Annotated in this window: 17 protein-coding genes; all 17 read right to left on the bottom strand. The window is 49.5% G+C overall.

Going from position 1 to position 17950, the window contains the following annotated elements; translation table 11 throughout:
• Window positions 1–185 precede the first annotated feature (185 nt).
• A complete protein-coding gene (locus SPTER_RS25700; protein WP_281289451.1) occupies window positions 186–320 on the bottom strand; it encodes a hypothetical protein in 135 nt (44 codons plus the stop codon).
• 107 nt (window positions 321–427) lie between these two features.
• Entirely contained in the window at window positions 428–1426 is a 999-nt protein-coding gene (locus tag SPTER_RS15915; protein WP_342787134.1) for a short-chain-enoyl-CoA hydratase, read from the bottom strand.
• A gap of 13 nt (window positions 1427–1439) precedes the next feature.
• The gene (locus tag SPTER_RS25415; protein ID WP_246105319.1) at window positions 1440–1844 is read right to left on the bottom strand and encodes a 3-hydroxyacyl-CoA dehydrogenase NAD-binding domain-containing protein; all 405 of its coding nucleotides are present in this window, start codon (window positions 1842–1844) and stop codon (window positions 1440–1442) included.
• Entirely contained in the window at window positions 1841–3034 is a 1194-nt protein-coding gene (locus SPTER_RS15925; RefSeq protein ID WP_144351279.1) for an electron transfer flavoprotein subunit alpha/FixB family protein, read from the bottom strand. The genes SPTER_RS25415 and SPTER_RS15925 overlap by 4 nt, the downstream gene beginning before the upstream one ends.
• 22 nt (window positions 3035–3056) lie before the next feature.
• Complete coding sequence (locus SPTER_RS15930) at window positions 3057–3845, bottom strand: electron transfer flavoprotein subunit beta/FixA family protein (protein WP_144351280.1); 789 nt, start codon at window positions 3843–3845, stop codon at window positions 3057–3059.
• Between the two features lie 152 nt (window positions 3846–3997).
• Window positions 3998–5137, bottom strand: a complete 1140-nt coding sequence (locus tag SPTER_RS15935; RefSeq protein WP_144351281.1) for an acyl-CoA dehydrogenase — start codon at window positions 5135–5137, stop codon at window positions 3998–4000.
• A 146-nt stretch (window positions 5138–5283) separates the two neighbouring features.
• The gene (locus tag SPTER_RS25100) at window positions 5284–5490 is read right to left on the bottom strand and encodes a thiolase family protein (protein WP_144351282.1); all 207 of its coding nucleotides are present in this window, start codon (window positions 5488–5490) and stop codon (window positions 5284–5286) included.
• Between the two features lie 32 nt (window positions 5491–5522).
• Complete coding sequence (locus tag SPTER_RS25955; RefSeq protein WP_425474277.1) at window positions 5523–5648, bottom strand: acetyl-CoA hydrolase/transferase C-terminal domain-containing protein; 126 nt, start codon at window positions 5646–5648, stop codon at window positions 5523–5525.
• A complete protein-coding gene (locus SPTER_RS15950; protein WP_144351283.1) occupies window positions 5648–7216 on the bottom strand; it encodes an acyl CoA:acetate/3-ketoacid CoA transferase in 1569 nt (522 codons plus the stop codon). Before SPTER_RS15950 ends, SPTER_RS25955 begins: the two co-directional genes overlap by 1 nt.
• Window positions 7217–7358: 142 nt before the next feature.
• Window positions 7359–8756: a GntP family permease gene (locus SPTER_RS15955; protein ID WP_144351284.1), complete on the bottom strand. Its 1398-nt coding sequence runs from the start codon at window positions 8754–8756 to the stop codon at window positions 7359–7361.
• A 690-nt stretch (window positions 8757–9446) separates the two neighbouring features.
• Window positions 9447–9845, bottom strand: coding sequence for a MarR family winged helix-turn-helix transcriptional regulator (locus SPTER_RS15960; protein ID WP_246105320.1), 399 nt, complete (start codon window positions 9843–9845; stop codon window positions 9447–9449).
• Window positions 9846–11107: 1262 nt separating this feature from the next.
• On the bottom strand, window positions 11108–12559 hold the full coding sequence (locus SPTER_RS15965) for an IS1182 family transposase (protein WP_246105321.1): 1452 nt from the start codon (window positions 12557–12559) through the stop codon (window positions 11108–11110).
• A 388-nt stretch (window positions 12560–12947) separates the two neighbouring features.
• Window positions 12948–13433: a hypothetical protein gene (locus SPTER_RS15970; protein WP_144351287.1), complete on the bottom strand. Its 486-nt coding sequence runs from the start codon at window positions 13431–13433 to the stop codon at window positions 12948–12950.
• 4 nt (window positions 13434–13437) lie between these two features.
• Entirely contained in the window at window positions 13438–14448 is a 1011-nt protein-coding gene (locus SPTER_RS15975; RefSeq protein WP_144351288.1) for a DUF3231 family protein, read from the bottom strand.
• A 153-nt stretch (window positions 14449–14601) separates the two neighbouring features.
• The gene (locus SPTER_RS15980; RefSeq protein WP_144351289.1) at window positions 14602–15669 is read right to left on the bottom strand and encodes an ABC transporter ATP-binding protein; all 1068 of its coding nucleotides are present in this window, start codon (window positions 15667–15669) and stop codon (window positions 14602–14604) included.
• Complete coding sequence (modB, locus tag SPTER_RS15985) at window positions 15653–16483, bottom strand: molybdate ABC transporter permease subunit (protein WP_144351290.1); 831 nt, start codon at window positions 16481–16483, stop codon at window positions 15653–15655. Before modB ends, SPTER_RS15980 begins: the two co-directional genes overlap by 17 nt.
• Window positions 16484–16570: 87 nt before the next feature.
• Window positions 16571–17599: a substrate-binding domain-containing protein gene (locus SPTER_RS15990; protein WP_144351291.1), complete on the bottom strand. Its 1029-nt coding sequence runs from the start codon at window positions 17597–17599 to the stop codon at window positions 16571–16573.
• Between the last annotated feature and the right edge of the window lie 351 nt (window positions 17600–17950).

Below are 17950 nucleotides of genomic sequence, written 5' to 3' on the forward strand. Positions count from 1 at the left end.
TAATTGAGATTTGGCGGCCAGAGGAAAAAGCAGCCTGGCATATTGGATAAATTGCCGGTCGACTCCCGTCGCAACGCTATTGGCTATACTGATCTTCGGTCAACAGCGTTGCGTGACAATCTAATTTCTGTGCTAATGCACTAGTCTGCTGAAGTGACCACACGTCTTTGTTCATGCACGGCGCGCTATACTGCACTCCCCGGTTTTAAAGGATCACCAGCGTTGATTTTAAGATCCAATTTTTCCCCGGGCTTTGCCAATAAATACTTTTTGCAGTCAGTCAAGGTCACCCCGACATCACCCAATAACAATTCGTTCATATACGGTAAGGAGCAGAAAAAACGTGTAATATATCCCCGTTATCCATAGTTTTCATTTCCCCTTACGTTCTTAGAGCCACCCTGCACCAATCGATAGTTTCGGGCATTTATTTCCCGGTGAAATTGGCTTTGCGTTTTTCGACAAAAGCAGCCATGCCTTCTTTTTGGTCGCTGGTGGCAAAACAAAGGCCAAACACTTCGGCTTCATAGGCGATACCCGAATCAAGGTCAACATCAAGCCCTTCATTAACTGCCGCTTTGCACACTTGTACAGCGATCTGGCCCCGGAACATGATTTTCTGCGCCAAAGCCTTGGTGGTGTCCAGCAGTTCTGCCGGAGCCACGACCTTATTCACTAATCCGATGCGGTAGGCCTCGGCAGCGTCAATCATGTCGCCGGTGAACAGCAGTTCCTTAGCCCGCCCTTTGCCCACCAAGCGCGGCAGACGCTGGGTACCGCCGAATCCGGGAGGTATCCCCAGGGAAACTTCCGGTTGGCCGAACTTGGCTTTTTCCGATGCAATCCGAATATCGCAGGCCATGGCCAGCTCGCAGCCACCCCCTAGGGCAAAGCCATTGACTGCTGCAATGACCGGTTTAGACAAATTTTCAATTTTACTGAAGACAGCCTGCGCCAATTTGCCCCAGTTACGGCCTTCAACGGCGGAATAATTGCGCATTTCGGTGATGTCGGCGCCGGCCACAAAGGATTTTTCCCCGCTGCCGGTAACGATGACAACTTTCACGGCATCGTTTTGCGCCAGTTCATCGAACAGCCGGTCCAATTCATATACGGTCGCTGCATTCAAAGCATTTAAAGCTTTAGGACGGTTAATCGTTACAACAGCAATACCCTCTTGAACTTCCGATAATAAATTTTCATACCCACTCATAATGAACACCTCTCCTTTATTTTTGCGTATAATCGTAGAAGCCTTTGCCGGTCTTGCGGCCAAGGTGTCCGGCCTGAACCATTTCCGCAGCAACGGACAGGAACGGTATTTTGCGTCGCCAAAGCCGGCGAACAACACTTCCATTTCCATAATGTAGAGAACGCTGTCGTTGCCAATCAGGTCGAGCGGTCCCAGCGGGTAATTAAAGCCCAGCTTGGCGCAATTATCACATGTCCTCGGCGGTAGCCACGCCCTCCATCAGGGTATAAACCGCTTCGTTGATCATCGGCATCATGATCCGGTTGCCGACAAAACCCGGAAAGTCGGCCACCGTTACCGGCGCCTTGCCCAGTTTCTCGGCCAGGGTTTTTACCCGGCTATAGGTGTCCTCACTGGTCGCCAGACCCCGGATGATTTCCACTAGTTTCATGACCGGAGCCGGATTAAAAAAGTGCATGCCGACGAATTTATCGGGATGCTGGGTCAGCGCGGCCAATGCCGTGTCGGCAGGACGGAGCGTTGCTGGCGAGGATGGTATGGGCCGGGCTAAGCGGTCGACAGCGCCGCTGCCCATCTGCCCGTCACCGATGACTAATACCCGCTTGCATTCCACCGTAATCCCCTCTTTCAACTTGCTTTTATTTTTCTGAACTCTTCGGTGAGAATGGGCAATACCTCCACCGCGTCGCCGACGATGCCGTAATCTGCCATACGGAAGATCGGCGCGTCCGGGTCTTTGTTGATGGCGATAATGATGTCGGAGGACGACATGCCGGCCAAATGCTGGATGGCGCCCGAGATGCCGCAGGCAAAATAGATCTTCGGCCCTACCGTTTTACCGGTCTGCCCTACCTGATGCATAGGGGGTTTCCAGCCTGAGTCCACGACGGCGCGCGATGCTCCCACCGCTCCGCCCAGTACGGCCGCCAGTTCTTCCACGTAGCAGAAGTTTTCCGGTTTGCCCAGGCCCCGGCCGCCGGACACGATGATTTCCGCTTCCTCCAGGTTGCAGGATACCGTGCAGACTTGGACGAGGTCGAGGAATTTCGTACGAATGTCTGCCGCCTTTACTTTGCTGGCCACTTTAATGATTTCCCCGCTTTTGGCGTAGTCCGGCACCGGCCGTTTGAATACAGAGGGGCGAACAGTCCCCATCTGCGGCCGGTGTTCGGGGCAGAGGATGGTGGCCATGATGTTGCCGCCAAAGGCCGGCCGGGTCCAGGCCACCAGGCCGGTCGCCTCGTCGATGCCCAGCCCGGTGCAGTCGGCCGTGAGACCGGTGCCCAGCCGGCAGGCGATACGCGGCCCCAGGTCGCGGCCGTCGTTGGTGGCGCCCAGCAGGACCACCGACGGTTTGTAAGTGTGGATCAGGTCGGTGAAGGCCGCGGTGTAGCCGTCGGTGTTATAGCGGGCCAGCTCAGGCGCTGCCACCAGGTACACTTGGTCGGCGCCGTGGGCAAAGGCTTCTTGGGCCAGCGCTTCGATGTTGTTGCCAAGCAGGACGCCCGCTAGTTTTTGGCCCATGGCGTCCGCCAGTTTCCGCCCTTCTCCCAGCAGTTCGAGGCCGACGTTTTTAAGGCTGCCGGCCGCAACCTCCAGATAGACCCAGACGTCTTGGTACTGGCTTTTATCCATAGCGGCCGCCTGGTCTTCCGCTTCCCGCCGGATGGCTCCGGCCGGACAGGTGTCGACACAGGCGCCGCATTGGGTGCAGGCGTCGCCGATTACGGCTTTGTCCGCCTGCAGGCTGATGGCGCCGAAGGGGCATACCGCTTCGCAGGCGCCGCAGCCGATGCACTCTTGCGTTATGATTACTGCCATGGTGTCCGTTCCCCTCCCCTTGTTAGACGATTTTGCTGTCGGCCAGGCGGTGCATAAGCTCGGCGACGGCTTCCCGGGCCGTATCCCGTTGGATGACTACCCCCTGGGTGCGGCGCGGCGGGGTAAATATTTTTCGGACCTGGGTCGGCGATCCTTTGAGCCCCAGTCTTTGTTCTTCCACGTCCAGGTCGGCGGCCGTCCATACGGTGATTTCCGTCCGGTTGGCTTTCATGGTCCCTCTGACGGTCGGGTAGCGCGGTTCATAGTGTAGGGATTTGATGACCGATACCAGCACCGGCAGTTTGACTTCGATGATCTCATAGCCTTCTTCGTGCTCGCGTTCTACCTGGGCCCGGTCACCGGCTAGCTCCAGGTTGGCGACATAGGTGATCTGGGCGATCCCCAGATGTTCCGCCATTTCCGGGCCGACCTGGGCGGTGTCGCCGTCAATGGCTTGTTTGCCGCAAAAGATAATGTCGTAGCTGCCAAGCTTCCTGACGGCCGCCGCCAGCGTATAGCTGGTGGCCAGGGTGTCGGCGCCGCCAAACGCCCGGTCGCTGATCAGGATCGCCTGGTCGGCTCCCATGGCCAGACATTCTTTCAGGGCATCTTGGGCCTGCGACGGTCCCATGGAAAGCACGGTGACTTTCGCGCCGTGCTTTTCTTTTAGCTGCAAGGCCGCTTCCATGGCATTTTTGTCGAAGGGGTTGACGATACTGGGCACTCCCTGGCGGATGAGGGTGTTGGTTACCGGATCAATCTTTACTTCGGTAGTGTCGGGTACTTGCTTGACACATACTACGATCTCCATGCTTAAGCCTCCTATAGAATCTAAGACGCATGGGCTAACTTGGACGTAAAATCCAATTGCCCGATGATAGCTTTCGTTTAGTTAGTTTAGCAAGCTGTCCTGCCTTGCTGTAAACGATAACCGCTCTTTTATCGTGAAGATTGCGGCAAATTTTACCGCAGAATGGAACCGGCTATAACCATCCGCATTGCCTGGTTGGTGCCTTCATAAATCTGGGTAATCTTGGCATCCCGCATCAGGCGCTCTACGGGGTATTCCCGGCTGTAGCCATAACCGCCGAAGACTTGCACGGCGTCGGTGGCCACCGCCATGGCCGCATCGGAAGCAAACATTTTGGCCATCGCAGCTTCTTTGGAATAAGGAATGTGATTGGATTTGTTATAGGCTGCCCGATACACCAGCAGTCGGGCTGCGTCTACCTTAGTAGCCATATCGGCCAGCATAAAACTAATTGCCTGGTTACTGGCGATAGGTTTGCCGAATTGTACCCGCTCCTTTGCATACTTGATAGCTTGCTCAAGAGCTCCCTGAGCAATGCCAAGAGCTTGCGCCGCTACACCAATCCGCCCACCGTCCAGGGTAGTCATGGCAATTTTGAAGCCTTCGCCTTCTTTGCCAAGGCGATTGACAGCCGGAACGCGGCAATCTTCAAAGATTAGTTCTCTTTGTACAGAAGAACGAATCCCCATTTTTATTTCCTTTTTCCCGAATTTAAAGCCGGGAGTGTCTTTTTCCACAATAAATGCGCTCAGGCCTTTTAGTCCGGCAGCTTTGTCGGTGGCGGCGAATATGACTTCGATTTCCGCTTCACCGCCATTAGTGTTGAAGACTTTAGTCCCGTTGATGATATAATTGTCTCCGTCTCTAACTGCAGTCGTGGAACCCGCTGCCGCATCGGTCCCGGCATTAGGCTCCGTCAGGCCAAAAGCCCCCAATTTGCTGCCTGCCGCCAGCGGCCGTAAGTATTTTTGCTTTTGCTCTTCTGTGCCATATTTAAAAATCGGCCAGGAGCAAAGGGAAACGTGGACCGAAAGCCCAATGCCGGTGGAGGCGCATACGCGGGATATTTCCTCTACCGCAATGGCATAGCTTACAAAATCGCTGCCCACCCCACCATACTCTTCGGGATAAGGTATACCCAAAATGCCCAGTTTGCCCATCTGATCAAAGATCTCGCGCGGGAAATACTCCTTTTCATCCCGTTCGGCGGCCGTTGGTGCCACCGATTTCTCGGCAAATTCCCTAACCATTTTGCGAATGTCCGTTTGCTCCTGTGTAAGTACAAAATTCATAATTGTTTCCTCCTAATTTTTTAACCCTACCGGGTTATTTTTTATTGAATACGCCTGGATAGTGCGTACATCACCTGTGCTAGCATAGTTCCACAATAGTAGTAACACTTTGTCCGCCGCCAATACATAGGGTTGCCAGCTGCTGGCTACTCTGGAATTTCCTGTTTGAAGGCACCATTCTTGATGGCTTGCACGGCTTTTGTTTGGGGCTCAAAGGTTAGCTGGTCCTGTTCTTCCCGGCTGATTCCATATTTGGCGGCAACGTTTTTGGCGGTGATGCCCATGTGATAGCCGTTGAAGGCGCACCACAGTCCATCCTGGATCATGACATCGACGACTTTGCTGTTACCCATGCGTTAGCCCCAGCGGGCTTTACTTTCAATAGCTAGGGCGCGTTGGTCATACTTTCCATACCGCCGGCTAATAAGATGTCCGCGTCAGGATGCGCTATTGCAATCAAGGCCCGGGCACGTTCGTGGAGATTCTTGCCGCGGAGGTTGGCAACACCCATTATTTTCCGGTTTCTGCCAGCATGTCCCGGAGACCTATTTTCCCTTCCCGGAAGATACGCGCATCCATCAGCTTGAGACCCGGAGCGATAATTGGTTTGAAATCCATGAGCGCCAAAATATCTTTCTCAAGATTTACTCCGGGAGCAATTTCGGTCAGCAACATGCCTTCCTGTGTCAGGTGAAAAACTGCCCGCTCGGTAATATACATGACCGGCTGGTTAACCTGTTGGGCGTACTTGCCGCTGAACGTGATTTGCTCGACCTGGTCGAGAAACTTTTTATTCCTGCCTTCCTGAATAATGGTCAACTGACCGTTCTCTATCTTAAGTTGAAGCCCGCCCGCGGTAAAAGTACCGCAAAAGATAACCCGCTTGGCGTTTTGGGTGATGTTAATAAAACCGCCACAGCCCGCTACTCGCCCCTTAAACTTGCTGACATTAATATTTCCCTGCTTGTCAGTCTCGGCCAAGCCAAGATAGGCCAGATCAAGGCCGCCTCCGTCGTAAAAATCAAACTGATACGGCTGATCCAGAATCACATCGGGGTTGATAGAAGCGCCAAAACTCAGCCCACCGGCAGGAACACCACCTACAGGACCGGCTTCTACGGTGAGAGTCATTATATCGCCTACACCTTCTTCATTAGCCACCGCTGCCACGCCTTCCGGCACGCCAATGCCAAGATTAACCTTGGCGTTATGGACAAGTTCCATCGCCGCGCGCCGGGCGATAACTTTACGCTCAGTTAACGGCATAAACTGCAGAGCCGATAGAGAAACGTTGATTTCGCCTGAATAGGCCGGGTTATATTGTTCAGCAAAAGTTTGCATGTGCTCGGCCGGTTCGGCCACCACAATGTAGTCAACAATAATTCCCGGAATTTTTACAAACAGGGGGTGGAGTGTCCCGGACTGAACGATACGTTCCACTTGGGCAATAACAATACCACCAGAGTTCTTGACCGCCTGGGCGATTGAGAGAATTTCCCCGGAGACAGCCTCGCGCTCAATTGAAATATTGCCTTTTTCGTCGGCGGAAGTTCCCCGGACAAGGGCAACATTTACCGGAAAAGGCTTATACCAAAGCCACTCTTCACCACCCAGTTGCAAAACTTCCACCAGGTCTTCCTTAGTAACTTTGTTAATTTTCCCGCCCTCAACCCTGGGGTCAACGAAAGTATTCAACCCCACTTTAGTGATTACTCCCGGTTTTTTGCCGGCGATACTACGGAACCAGTGGGTTAGTGTTCCTTGCGGGAAATTATAAGCTTCGATCTTTTCATTGATAACCAGCTTGCTTAATTTGGGAGCCATATTCCAATGTCCGGCAACTACTCTCTTTACCATATTCTCATGTCCGAAATGGTTAGCACCGCAATCCTTACCATCGCCCTGACCGGCGCAGTGCACCAGTGTTAAATTACGCGGAACGCCTTCAGTAATAAACCTCTCTTCTAGCGCCTTCGTCAGCGCTTCCGGATTCGCACAACCCACAAAACCGCTGGTAGCCACAGTAACATTATTCCTGACCAATTTGGCTGCTTCTGTGGCGGTAACTACTTTGGCCATAATTACCTCACTCCCAATTAATATTTCATTATCCCGTTGCAGTCATTTTGACTGTCCGTGATAACAACCGCTTTCAACCCAGTTGCGGCATAATCCCCTCCTGCTCACGCCTGTCCTTAATTCAACTATCTTTTACGTTCAGTTATACAATCCCCGTAAGCATATATAGTCCTACAACCAAAAATGCTGTTACTATCTTAAGACAGGTTAAACCAAAGATGTCGTTATAAGCTTCTCTATGAGTCAAGCCGCAAACGGCAAGCAAGGTGATAATAGCACCGTTATGGGGTAGAGTATCGAGCCCGCCTGATGCCATGGAAGCGACTCTGTGAACAACTTCCGCCGGGATTCCCTGAGCCGCGGTCAGTTGCAGCCAATGTTTCCCAAATATGTCTAAGGCAATGGCCATACCGCCTGATGCCGACCCGGTAATACCGGCAAGGATATTAACCATCAAAGCCTCATTAAACAGTGGCGCATTCGCACCGACATTCAACAATGACTCGGCAATAACCTTGAACCCCGGCAATGACGCAATTACATTGCCATAGCCAACTTCCGACGCTGTATTCATAATTGCCAATAAGGAACCTAGTGCGCCGGCATTCATAGCATCCTTTAAGCTGCTGGTTTTTGGTATGTATTTATATCCGGTGACAGATGCAAGTACAATTGCAGTTACCAAGCCAACAATCAAAGCCCAAATCGCAATGGCGTTTTTCACCGACGCTGCCACCAGAGGCAGCTTCATTGCCTGGAATGCATCTAATAAGGTTGGGTCCCACTTATACACAAACGTCATGAGGGCATTTACAATCAGCACGGTCAACAGAGGTAAAATAGCTAACTGCCAGGGAGGTATTTTAGCATTCTCATCAATAATCGATTCATTGCGCGTATGATTTCCGTATCCTTCGCCCCGCGCCATGGCAACGTTGGCGCGCCATTCAATAAACAAATAACCGACAATGATTAAGAAAATGCCGCCTATCGTACCTAATACCGGCGCTGAATAGAGCGATGTCCCCAAGTAGGTGCTGGGTATGATGTTTTGAATTTGCGGGCTGCCGGGGAAAGCATCCATTGTCGAACAAAATACGCCCAGCACAATGCATGACGGCAGCAGCCGCTTAGGTATTTGCGCTTCCCTAAACATAGCGGAAGCAAACGGATAAATAGCAAATACGCAGACAAACATACTTATCCCGCCATAAGAAAGAATCATACCGGCAGCGCATACTGCCATAATTACTCGTTTTTTCCCAAGACGCTGTATAACTTCATGGGCAATACTCTGGGCCATTCCCGTTTCTTCCATTATCTTGCCGAAAACTGCACCTAACATGAAGATGGGGAAAAATGACTTGACATAGGTTACACCTTTCGCCATAAACAGCTCAGTATAACTAGGCAATAGCGGCAAATTGGACAAGCTTGCTGCTATCAGCGCAAAAATCGGCGCAAACAGAATGACTGAGAACCCCCGGTAGGCAAAGGTGACTAATAAAGCTAAGCTCAACAGAATACCAAATACCTCCATGAAAAAACCTCCAATTTTTCGATTATTGCACAGGGCTCCTAAATATGCTTGCCGCAATCCCCCCTTCCTAGAAAAACAACTAACCTCCTTTCTTTACTCCCTTTTTCCAGGATTTGTTTAACTTCCGGTTGCCGTAGACATAAAAACCCACCTCCGGTGAACACTTCTCAATGTCTTATGGGTATCTTTGCCTGGAACCCGGTTATTATCAAGTTTATTTTTTTAAAAAAATATATTATATTAATATATTACTCTTGCAAATATTATGTATGCCTAATATTTGTATACATAATAAATAAACAAAAAAATTTCTTTTTTTATAGTACATCAAGCCAGTTCACAACGATATTATAAAATTTCAATTAATAAACTAGAATTATATGAAGTTTTATATAAATACAAAATTATTAATATTAAGAATGTATTTATATTGCGTCCGTAAATTGCGCATGCAAAACAATTAATTGCAAAATCTTACTATTGACAATACCATAATACTATATTGTCTGAAAAATTGCAATACCCTTACTAAATTAAATATTTTAAAGTTTCAAAAAAAATTTACACTATGCTGTCAGCAAAAAAAAACTCCGGATTCTTCGAAATCCGTAGAAAAAACTAAACCACTAAAAAAACTTGCCCTCATAGCTTTTGTGGCATATATATACATAATTATTTACACGCAGGTTACTACATATCAAAATTGGTAAAGATTTTTTTTAGTACATTACGAAAAATATTGATTTCCGTTTCGTCACAATTTTTAAGCATTTCCTTTTCGATATCACTCAGTGCATTCAAAAGATCTTCTTTTAAATCCTTAGCCTTTTCAGTTAAAACAATATGGTAAGCGCGCCGGTCATAAGGAGCTCCCTCGCGACGAACCAATTCAGAACGTTCCATCCGGTCAATCAGGCCGGTAAGTGTTGAGTTATCCAAAAAAACGTTTTTACTCAGCTCAGATATCGAAATATTATCTTTTTTATAGAGGGAGTAGAGAATTACGGATTGGCCAGGGGATACTGCTAATTTTCCTGCTTCAAGTTGCTTTTTTGTATACAAGAAATGTTTTTGTTCCGCTTTTGCCAATAGAATACACATACTATCAAAGATATTAAGCACTCTTTATTTATCCCCCCCCTACCATTTGCATGCAAATATCATCATATAAAATACATTTTATACTATTTAAGAATATTGTCAATGGTCCATCAAAAACTGATTCCCTTGGCTGGAAACCCCGTAGCATTATCGTATCTGTCAATTGCAGCAAGATTTACTCACCTCTTTTGCATCGGACAAGGATAGCATCATTTATATAAAAATTATATAAAAATATTAGAAAAACTTGGCTTCTGCCAAGTCCTTTAGGACGCCGGCGGAAGCCTTATATTTTTCTTATCCTATAGATCAGGTAATGAATTTTATACTTTCTGCGGGGTAAGAAAACACGGCTTGCGCCGAGCCTTTGGTGAAGATGGAAGCCTTATCCAGAAGGAAAGTTATACTCCTTCAATAATCTTCCTAACAGGACAAAGAAAAACGGCTTCCTAGGGGACATCCGGTCGAGTAGAGGCCTATCTCGCGACGGCCCCCCTCACAGAACCGGACTTGCCCTATTAAGGCATCCGGCTCTTCATAGCAGCATTTACTTACGCTTAGCCATAGCTATTGTTTGGCCAACTCAGCTATCCATGTCAGTTTTGTTTCCAATGGTTTCTCTGCCTCTAGTGCAGCCATTGTTTCTCTTTCCAAGGGCTCTACTATGTTACGTCCTTCCCTCCGCAGGCATTACCCTGCTTCCTTGGTACTACTACGTAATCCGACTCCCTGCCACTCATTTGGCTTCCTTGTCTTCAACTTGTCGGCCATACTCCTATCGGAGAGCGGCAGGGTCTCCCAAGTTCACACGGAGTAACAGTGTGTAGCATGCCAAGACCTTCGATCCCGGGGCGCCGGGCTTAGCTCGCCTTTATCGCTAAACTCGGTATTGTCTTCTGCTCGTCCCATGCATCGACCTTTCCCATTAGGGATTTCGGGATTCTACATCTTCAGCTTGCGCTTTCGCCCTACTACCTTTCCTGCCTACGCTTAGACCTGGCGTTACCGCTTCAGTCCCAAGGCTGGATACTGGGTGACTGGCTAGGCCTTCCCAGGCGGGATTCCCACCCGCTATACTCCGTGTGCTTCTTGGCGCACGTTGGCGCACGGGACGTTCCTTTTTTGTCAACTTTATCGCCTGTCCATTCGAGGGTAGGAACTATGCTCCAGTTCTTACACGTGGGAATAGGGGATAAAATTCGACTCAAGAGAACCGTCCGAAACCACTGATATAAGCCTGTTTTTTTTAACTAACCTTGGGTAAAAATCGGAGTCAATCGGCAATAGGCTGCAAAATTGACAATTTGTTGCATAAACGCATGGCCGCAAAAGGATATCAGGGCTGCTATCCTTTTCAAATTTACGGCTAAGGCCGTCAGTTTGGCTTGCAGGGACATGCTTTTTAGACCATACCCCCGTGCACGGTCTAATCCATGGAAACGTTTCATTTCCCCGTTCTTCCACTCATGGCAGGCTCGCTTTTTGTACTTTAGCTTGAACTGATCGCTCTTGGCAAGCTGACTATGTTCGTAATATTGCGCGCAGTGTTCACTGACGCGCAGTACTTTTTTCTTCGTATTCTTGCCAGCACAGGTCAGCCGTTGCGGACACTGCACACAGTGCGATTTCACAAAATGATAGCGGTACACGTCATTTTTGTTCTTGTATTTTTGGCGCACTTTCTTCTCGGTATGATTGCCCATTTCGCAAAACCACTGGTCGCTGTCTTTGTTGTAACTAAAACGGCTTTCGTCTAGCTTGTAGACACAGGCGTTTACGGGAATGATGGCTTCTACCGCCTCGGTTTGTAAGGTATCTAAGATCGGTTTGCGAAAATAGGCCTTATCTCCATACACCTCTTGGATGGGTAAGCCGCAGGCTTTACTTCGCTGATACAATTCCTCAAATTGGCTGCCGTCCACATAGGCGCCGCTTTCCACTGTTACCGCCGTAATGATCCTTGTTTCCGGGAGCATGGCAAATTCTACTTTATAGCCGTAAAAGCTGTCTGTTTTTGATTTGTAGCCTACGCGCGCCTCTTTGTCTACCAGCGATCGGACTCCTTTTTGGACCATAAATTTCGGATCTTCCAGGATTTCTTTGGCTTCGTTAACCGCTTGTTGGCTGTTGGGCAGGATAGACAAATCGACATGGCTTTCGGTTTTCCCGATCAGTTCTTCCACATAGGACTTCATTTTCTGCTTCGCTTCGTTGTGGTCTTCTATGAGCTTATAGTCGGGAACTTCGCTAATGAGCTCGGCGGGGATTACCCCGTTTTCTTTCTCAATGGCCCTTATGATTCTTCTTCCCAGATGCTTCATGATTCTTTCCGGCACTTTTTTTTTAGTATTGGCCTGGGTATGCGTGGCGTCAATGCTTAGTCCGGTTCCTTTAATTATGCCTTTTTCCACACACTGGCGAACCACTTCCTGAATCATATCATCCACACTGGTTTCTTTTAGTCTATGTTTCCTAAACTTGGCCAGCAGGCTGGCGTCCGGCAGATCCTCTTCGGGATTGAGTCCCAAAAACCACATATAGGCTAAGTTTAATCGGGCTTCTTCTATGACTTTGACATCGGATAAGTTATATAGATATTGCAAAATGAGGATCTTGGCCAGCATTTCCGGTTCTTTGGCCGGCCGCCCCAGATGCTGGCAGTACGAATCCTTCAGCAACTCGTTAATGAAGCTAAAATCCACATTACCAGCGATAATCTTCAGAATATGATTACTGGGAATTTTATCATAGAGCACGCTATATATATACTTAATTGGTGCGGCACATTTTTTAGCAAGGCAAGCCCCTCCATTACGCAAATATCTACCGTTATATTTTACCATAATTCAGGGGCGCTTGCTTTATTGACTTTTTCAGTGCTTTCGGACGGTTCTCTTGCGTCATTTTATACTTTTTATCGCACTTTATCATTCGCCAGAATTCAGTAAAACCAGGATATAGTTCCCGCCCCTCCCTCTGAATACCTAAGAAGGCCTAACTACTCAGGGCTGGTTGGCCACACGTTCTCAGATAAAAAATGGAGCACCTGCTAATTTGTATAAAATATAGCAGGTGCTGCGCTTAAGGTTTTTATTCCGCAGTAGTGATTTTCTGCAGTTTGGAATTAGTACGGGAATTAATCAGCGTTTTGACAATCCCGCCAAGTACCGCTCCGCCTGCCAGGCCGATGAGGCCTAGCAGAATTGGGCCTAGCAAGGTTCCAAAAACTACAACAACAGTTGAGTATACTACGCCGAGTGTTCCGAAATAGGCACTGAACACGCAGGGCAGATATGCATAGGCAGCCTTGCCGCCTCCTGCATCGCGGAAAGCATCCCAGATAGCAAAGGAATAAATACAAGGATAAAACATGACCCATTGATAATTTGTTATCAGAATGGCTTGATCGATATCGCCAATAAAGCTAAAGACAATAGCTTGATTAAGATTAGCTTTCACATTGATCAAAAATTCCAGCCCTAAAAATATTACTCCCTTAACGAGCTTACCATTTAGAATTTGGCCAAACCCTGGAAAAGCGATGCTCCACAATACTTTTTCAATTTGATTAGCCATACCGCTAATGGTTTCCCACTAAGGCGGCCCGGTCTTCTGCCATTGGTGGTTGTTCCAGCCAGTTATTATCTATCATGATTTGAACACCGTCTTCAGCAAGCAACCCTATTGCAGCTATCAGGCGGCCATATAACACGACGAGATCGCGGCGCTGTGATGCGGCCGCGCCAACGGCGTAATTGCCAATACCGGCAGCATTCATTGTGCAGATATGAAAAATCATTAATTTATCAGAGAAAGGGGCTGTGGTGGAACCGGACACACTGGGATCGGAGGGCATCGGAACGGGTATGTCGTCTTGGGTTAATGTAGTGGTAAAGATAGCAATATGCTTTTCTGATATTTGTTTTGCCCGCCACAGAAAGTTCCTGGTGTCGTTATTCCGGGCACATTGGGCAAAGGCGATAGACATTGCCTTACCCATCTCGTTTGTTTTAATATTTTGGATAAGATGGGTAATCTCAATGGCGGTAAGCGTCCGCTTTTCGCCCAAAAAGCCGGTAAGAAAACTTTGCTTTTGAATGTATTCTGCTTTAAGCGGCGCTGAAATGGAAGGCGTGCGAACGTAAAGACCTTTTTTCAGTAAAAGCTGCCGCGCCCTGTCGTGTAACTCGACTGCTCCGGCTATGACCTCCATAAACAGGGTGCTAACATCGGAGCGGGCTGCTGTACCAATGGTAAGGCCGGCCCCTGTTATGCCAATAATGGACATATGCCGCAGATACATCAGTATGAAAACATCAGTAAACAGGCGGGGAGCTGTAGTGACGACATCCTCCGCTGGTGAAAAGCCGAAGGGGACAGGATAGCCGTCTTGGACAAAAATTTCTTTTATCGTGCGGATATGCTTTTGCGACTCTTGCATAGCATATTCAATGAGAGGGCGTATCTCGGCATCCTGGATGGTATTCAGGAAGTGGGTTAAAACACAGGAAACCATTGTATCTGCCTGATATTGACTCCAGAGGGAAGCAGCTTCGGCTGCCGTGAGTCTGATCGTATTATGGTTTGACATACTTGTTTCTCCTTTTGTTAATATATAGGTATTATGGCCGATTAAGGAAGAATTATCAAAAATTCAAGCCCAATAGAAAAAGGCACCAGACCGGTGCCTTTCTGCTATTGGGCGTTATTACGGGGAACGCGGGGTCGGGAACGGCTGCCGGGCTCACGCCCGGACAATCTGGTAAAGGTCCGCGCGCAACGCAACCCGCCGGCCTGCCGTCAGGTTTTCCTGCCTGGCTTTGGCTTGCGGTACGATCGCCATTACAGTCTGTCCTTCATCCAGCCGGATATGGAGTTGCATCAGCGGGCCGAGAAACACCGTGTGGCTGATAGTTCCGCAGGTTGCTCCTGCCGCTCCCTCAGCCCCGTCGTCTGCCAGCTCGACAGACAGATTTTCCGGACGTACCAGGGCAATGACAGCCGTGCCGGCGGGCAGATCCCGCAGTTGCGCGGGCAAAGGCAGCACCAGGCCGGCGACATGGACTTGGCTGTTTTTTATCCCACCGGCAAGGCGGTTGATATTCCCGACAAAACAGGCGACGAATTCAGTGGCCGGCGCCTGATAAATGGTTTCCGGGTCGCCAATCTGCACGATCTTGCCCTGCTCCATCACCGCAACCCGGTCCCCCAATTCGAAAGCCTCCTCCTGGTCATGCGTGACAATGACGGTGGTAATCCCCAGCTTCCGCTGCAGCGATTTGATCTCGTTGCGCAAGTGCTGCCGGATTTTCACATCAAGGGCGCTGAGCGGCTCGTCCAGCAATAAAATATCCGGTTTGGGCGCCAATGCCCGGGCGAGGGCCACCCGCTGCTGTTGTCCGCCGCTTAACTGATTGGGCTTTTTATGGGCCTGGTCCTGCAGGTTGACAATATGCAGCAGCTCCGCCACCCGGCTGTCGATGACCGCCCCGCCGGCTTTGCGGATTTTGAGGCCGAAGGCCACGTTTTCCCCTACCGTCATATTGGGAAAGAGAGCGTAATTCTGAAAGACAAAGCCGATGCCCCTTTTTTGCGGAGGCAGACCGTCGATCCGCTGCTCGCCGACATAGATCTCCCCTTGCACCGCGCTCTGCAGACCGGCGATAAGGTTGAGCAGTGTTGACTTGCCGCAGCCGCTGGGGCCGAGAATAGCCAGAAATTCACCTTGCTCCACCAATAGTGAAACATGATCCAAAGCCGTGGCCTGGCCGTATTTCATCGTCAAATCGCGTACATCAATGGATCGTGTCAATTCTGATTACCTCCCGTTTGTCCGAGGTCAGCCAACGCAAACAGAACAGGATAATAAAGGAAAATACGGCCAGGATCAGGGCGATAGCGCTGGCCCCCTCGATATCACCTGTATTAAAGCGGGAAAAAATATAGAGTGGACCGGTCTGGGTCCGGCCGATCAGATTGCCGGATACCATTAACGTCGCGCCAAACTCGCCGACCGATTTAGCGAAAGTCAGCACGCTGCCGGCGATGAGTCCGGTTTTGATGCCTGGCAGCGTAATATAGACCAGGGTTTGCAGGCGGCTCGCCCCCAGCGTCTTGGCAGCCCGCTCATAATTTTGGTCAAAGCCGGACAACGAGGTACCCACGGCCCGCACCATAAAAGGGAAGGTGAAGAAAATATGGGCCAGCAGGATACCGGGAAAGGAAAAAAGGATTTGGATGGTTTCCGGATCAATAAAGCGGCCCAGCCAGCCTGCCGGCCCGTACAGCAGCAATAAGGCAAAACCGATGACAACGGTCGGTATGGCGAGAGGGATGTCTACCAGCGCATCAATAACGTTCTTAAACGGCAGGTCAACCCGGTGCAGGACAAAAGCGACGGCTGTGCCGATGACGACATTGACCGCCGTCGACGCCAGCCCGATCTTGATAGTCAGCCAAATAGCCGCCAGGGCCTCAGGCGACAGCAGCCGGTCGACAAAAATCCCCAGCCCGGCCTTGGAAGCATAGGTAAACAGCTGCCCCAAAGGAAACAAAATCAGGATGGTAAAAATCAGCAGGATAATGCCGACAAGCGTCCGCGCAAGCAATTGTTCCAGTTTCATCATAACGCTCCTATATCTGATATTGGCTCTGGCAAAGAAACCGGTAACCGGAGACGGATAGCCGCTCCGGTTACCGATTCGCTGGCCCGGTTATTTTTGCTGCGTCTTTTTCCATAAGCCATCAATGATGGTTTTCTTGGCCTCCGTCGATCCGCCAAGGTAGTCCAGCGTGAATGGCAGTTCGATATTGGCGTATTTGCTGGCTAATTTGGCATTGATCTCCGGTTTGTAAGAACGGAAGCCGTACTGGGCGTAAGCATTTTGCGCTTCGTCAGAAAACAGGAATTTTACAAATTCATCAATAACTTGCTTTTGTTCGGGTTTGATGTTTTTGTCGACCTGTACAACCGTCCAGTCGGTCAGAATAGTGCTGTTGGGAACAATCACCTGGTATTTCTTGCCCTTTTCCAGTTCCAGCAGCCCTTCCTGCTCGTAAGTCACCAGCGCGTCCCCCTGACCCGCATCAAACTGCGCTGCAGCTTGTTTCGCCGATTCGGGCATGCTGATTACATTGTCTTCGATCTTTTTGAGCAGTTCATAAGCAGCGGCCTCATCTTTCTGGCCGGTTTTCGTTTCGGTTTCCTTTAATACCGAGCCGTAGAAGGAGTAGATGGCCCAGGAGGCGCCGCCGGAAGTGGCCGGATTGGAATGGATGACCTTAACGCCCGGTTTGGCCAGATCGGCATAGGATTGAATGCCTTTGGGATTTCCTTCCCGCACCAGCATGATAATCGTCGATGTGGCGACTACGCCTTTGTTGGGTAGAGCTTTCCAGTCGGAAGTCGTTAATCCCTCCGCTTTCAGCTTCAAGGCGTAGGATTCGTTGGACAGCACCGCCACCTGCACAGGCGTACCGCCCACAATCTGGTTGGTCAGTGTGCCTGAGCCGGCGAAAGAAGGCTTAACCTCAACCTCTTCCCCGAACTTCTCTTTATAATACTTTTTAAAAGCGGGGATTATTTCTTTAGTGGTTACATCTTCTGACACGCAACAGGAGGAAATGCCAATTTCAACGGTTTTTACCTCTTTGGCTACCTCCTTTTTGTCGCTGCCGCAGCCGACGACAAAAAGGCCCAGCCCTAGCAACAGCGCCCCAAACACAATCAGTTTTCGTTTCATTATGTAGCCTCCTATTAATAGATTTCCGTCCGCGCCTCACCGACAATAAAAAAGGCTTAAGAATCCCTCAGGGGAATTCTTAAGCCTTCAGACTGTCTGATCAGCTTTGCGGTACTTATTTTCACCTATTATACGTGAGAAAAACGGCCTTGTCAATACGCAGGCCGCCGGGACAACTCATTTGCCACACGGGCCTGCTTTACCACTTGGCGGGGCATTGGCGCTGATGATATGCATATTATGGCATAGTTCTCCGTTTACTTGGGAAATGTCCGTTCGTCCTAAGCTTGCAACCCTCTTTTAATCCTCCAAAGTCCCTGAGCAGTTAATAAAGAATGTTTGCGGGGACAT

Source organism: Sporomusa termitida (genome assembly GCF_007641255.1).
Classification (GTDB): Bacteria; Bacillota; Negativicutes; order Sporomusales; family Sporomusaceae; genus Sporomusa; species Sporomusa termitida.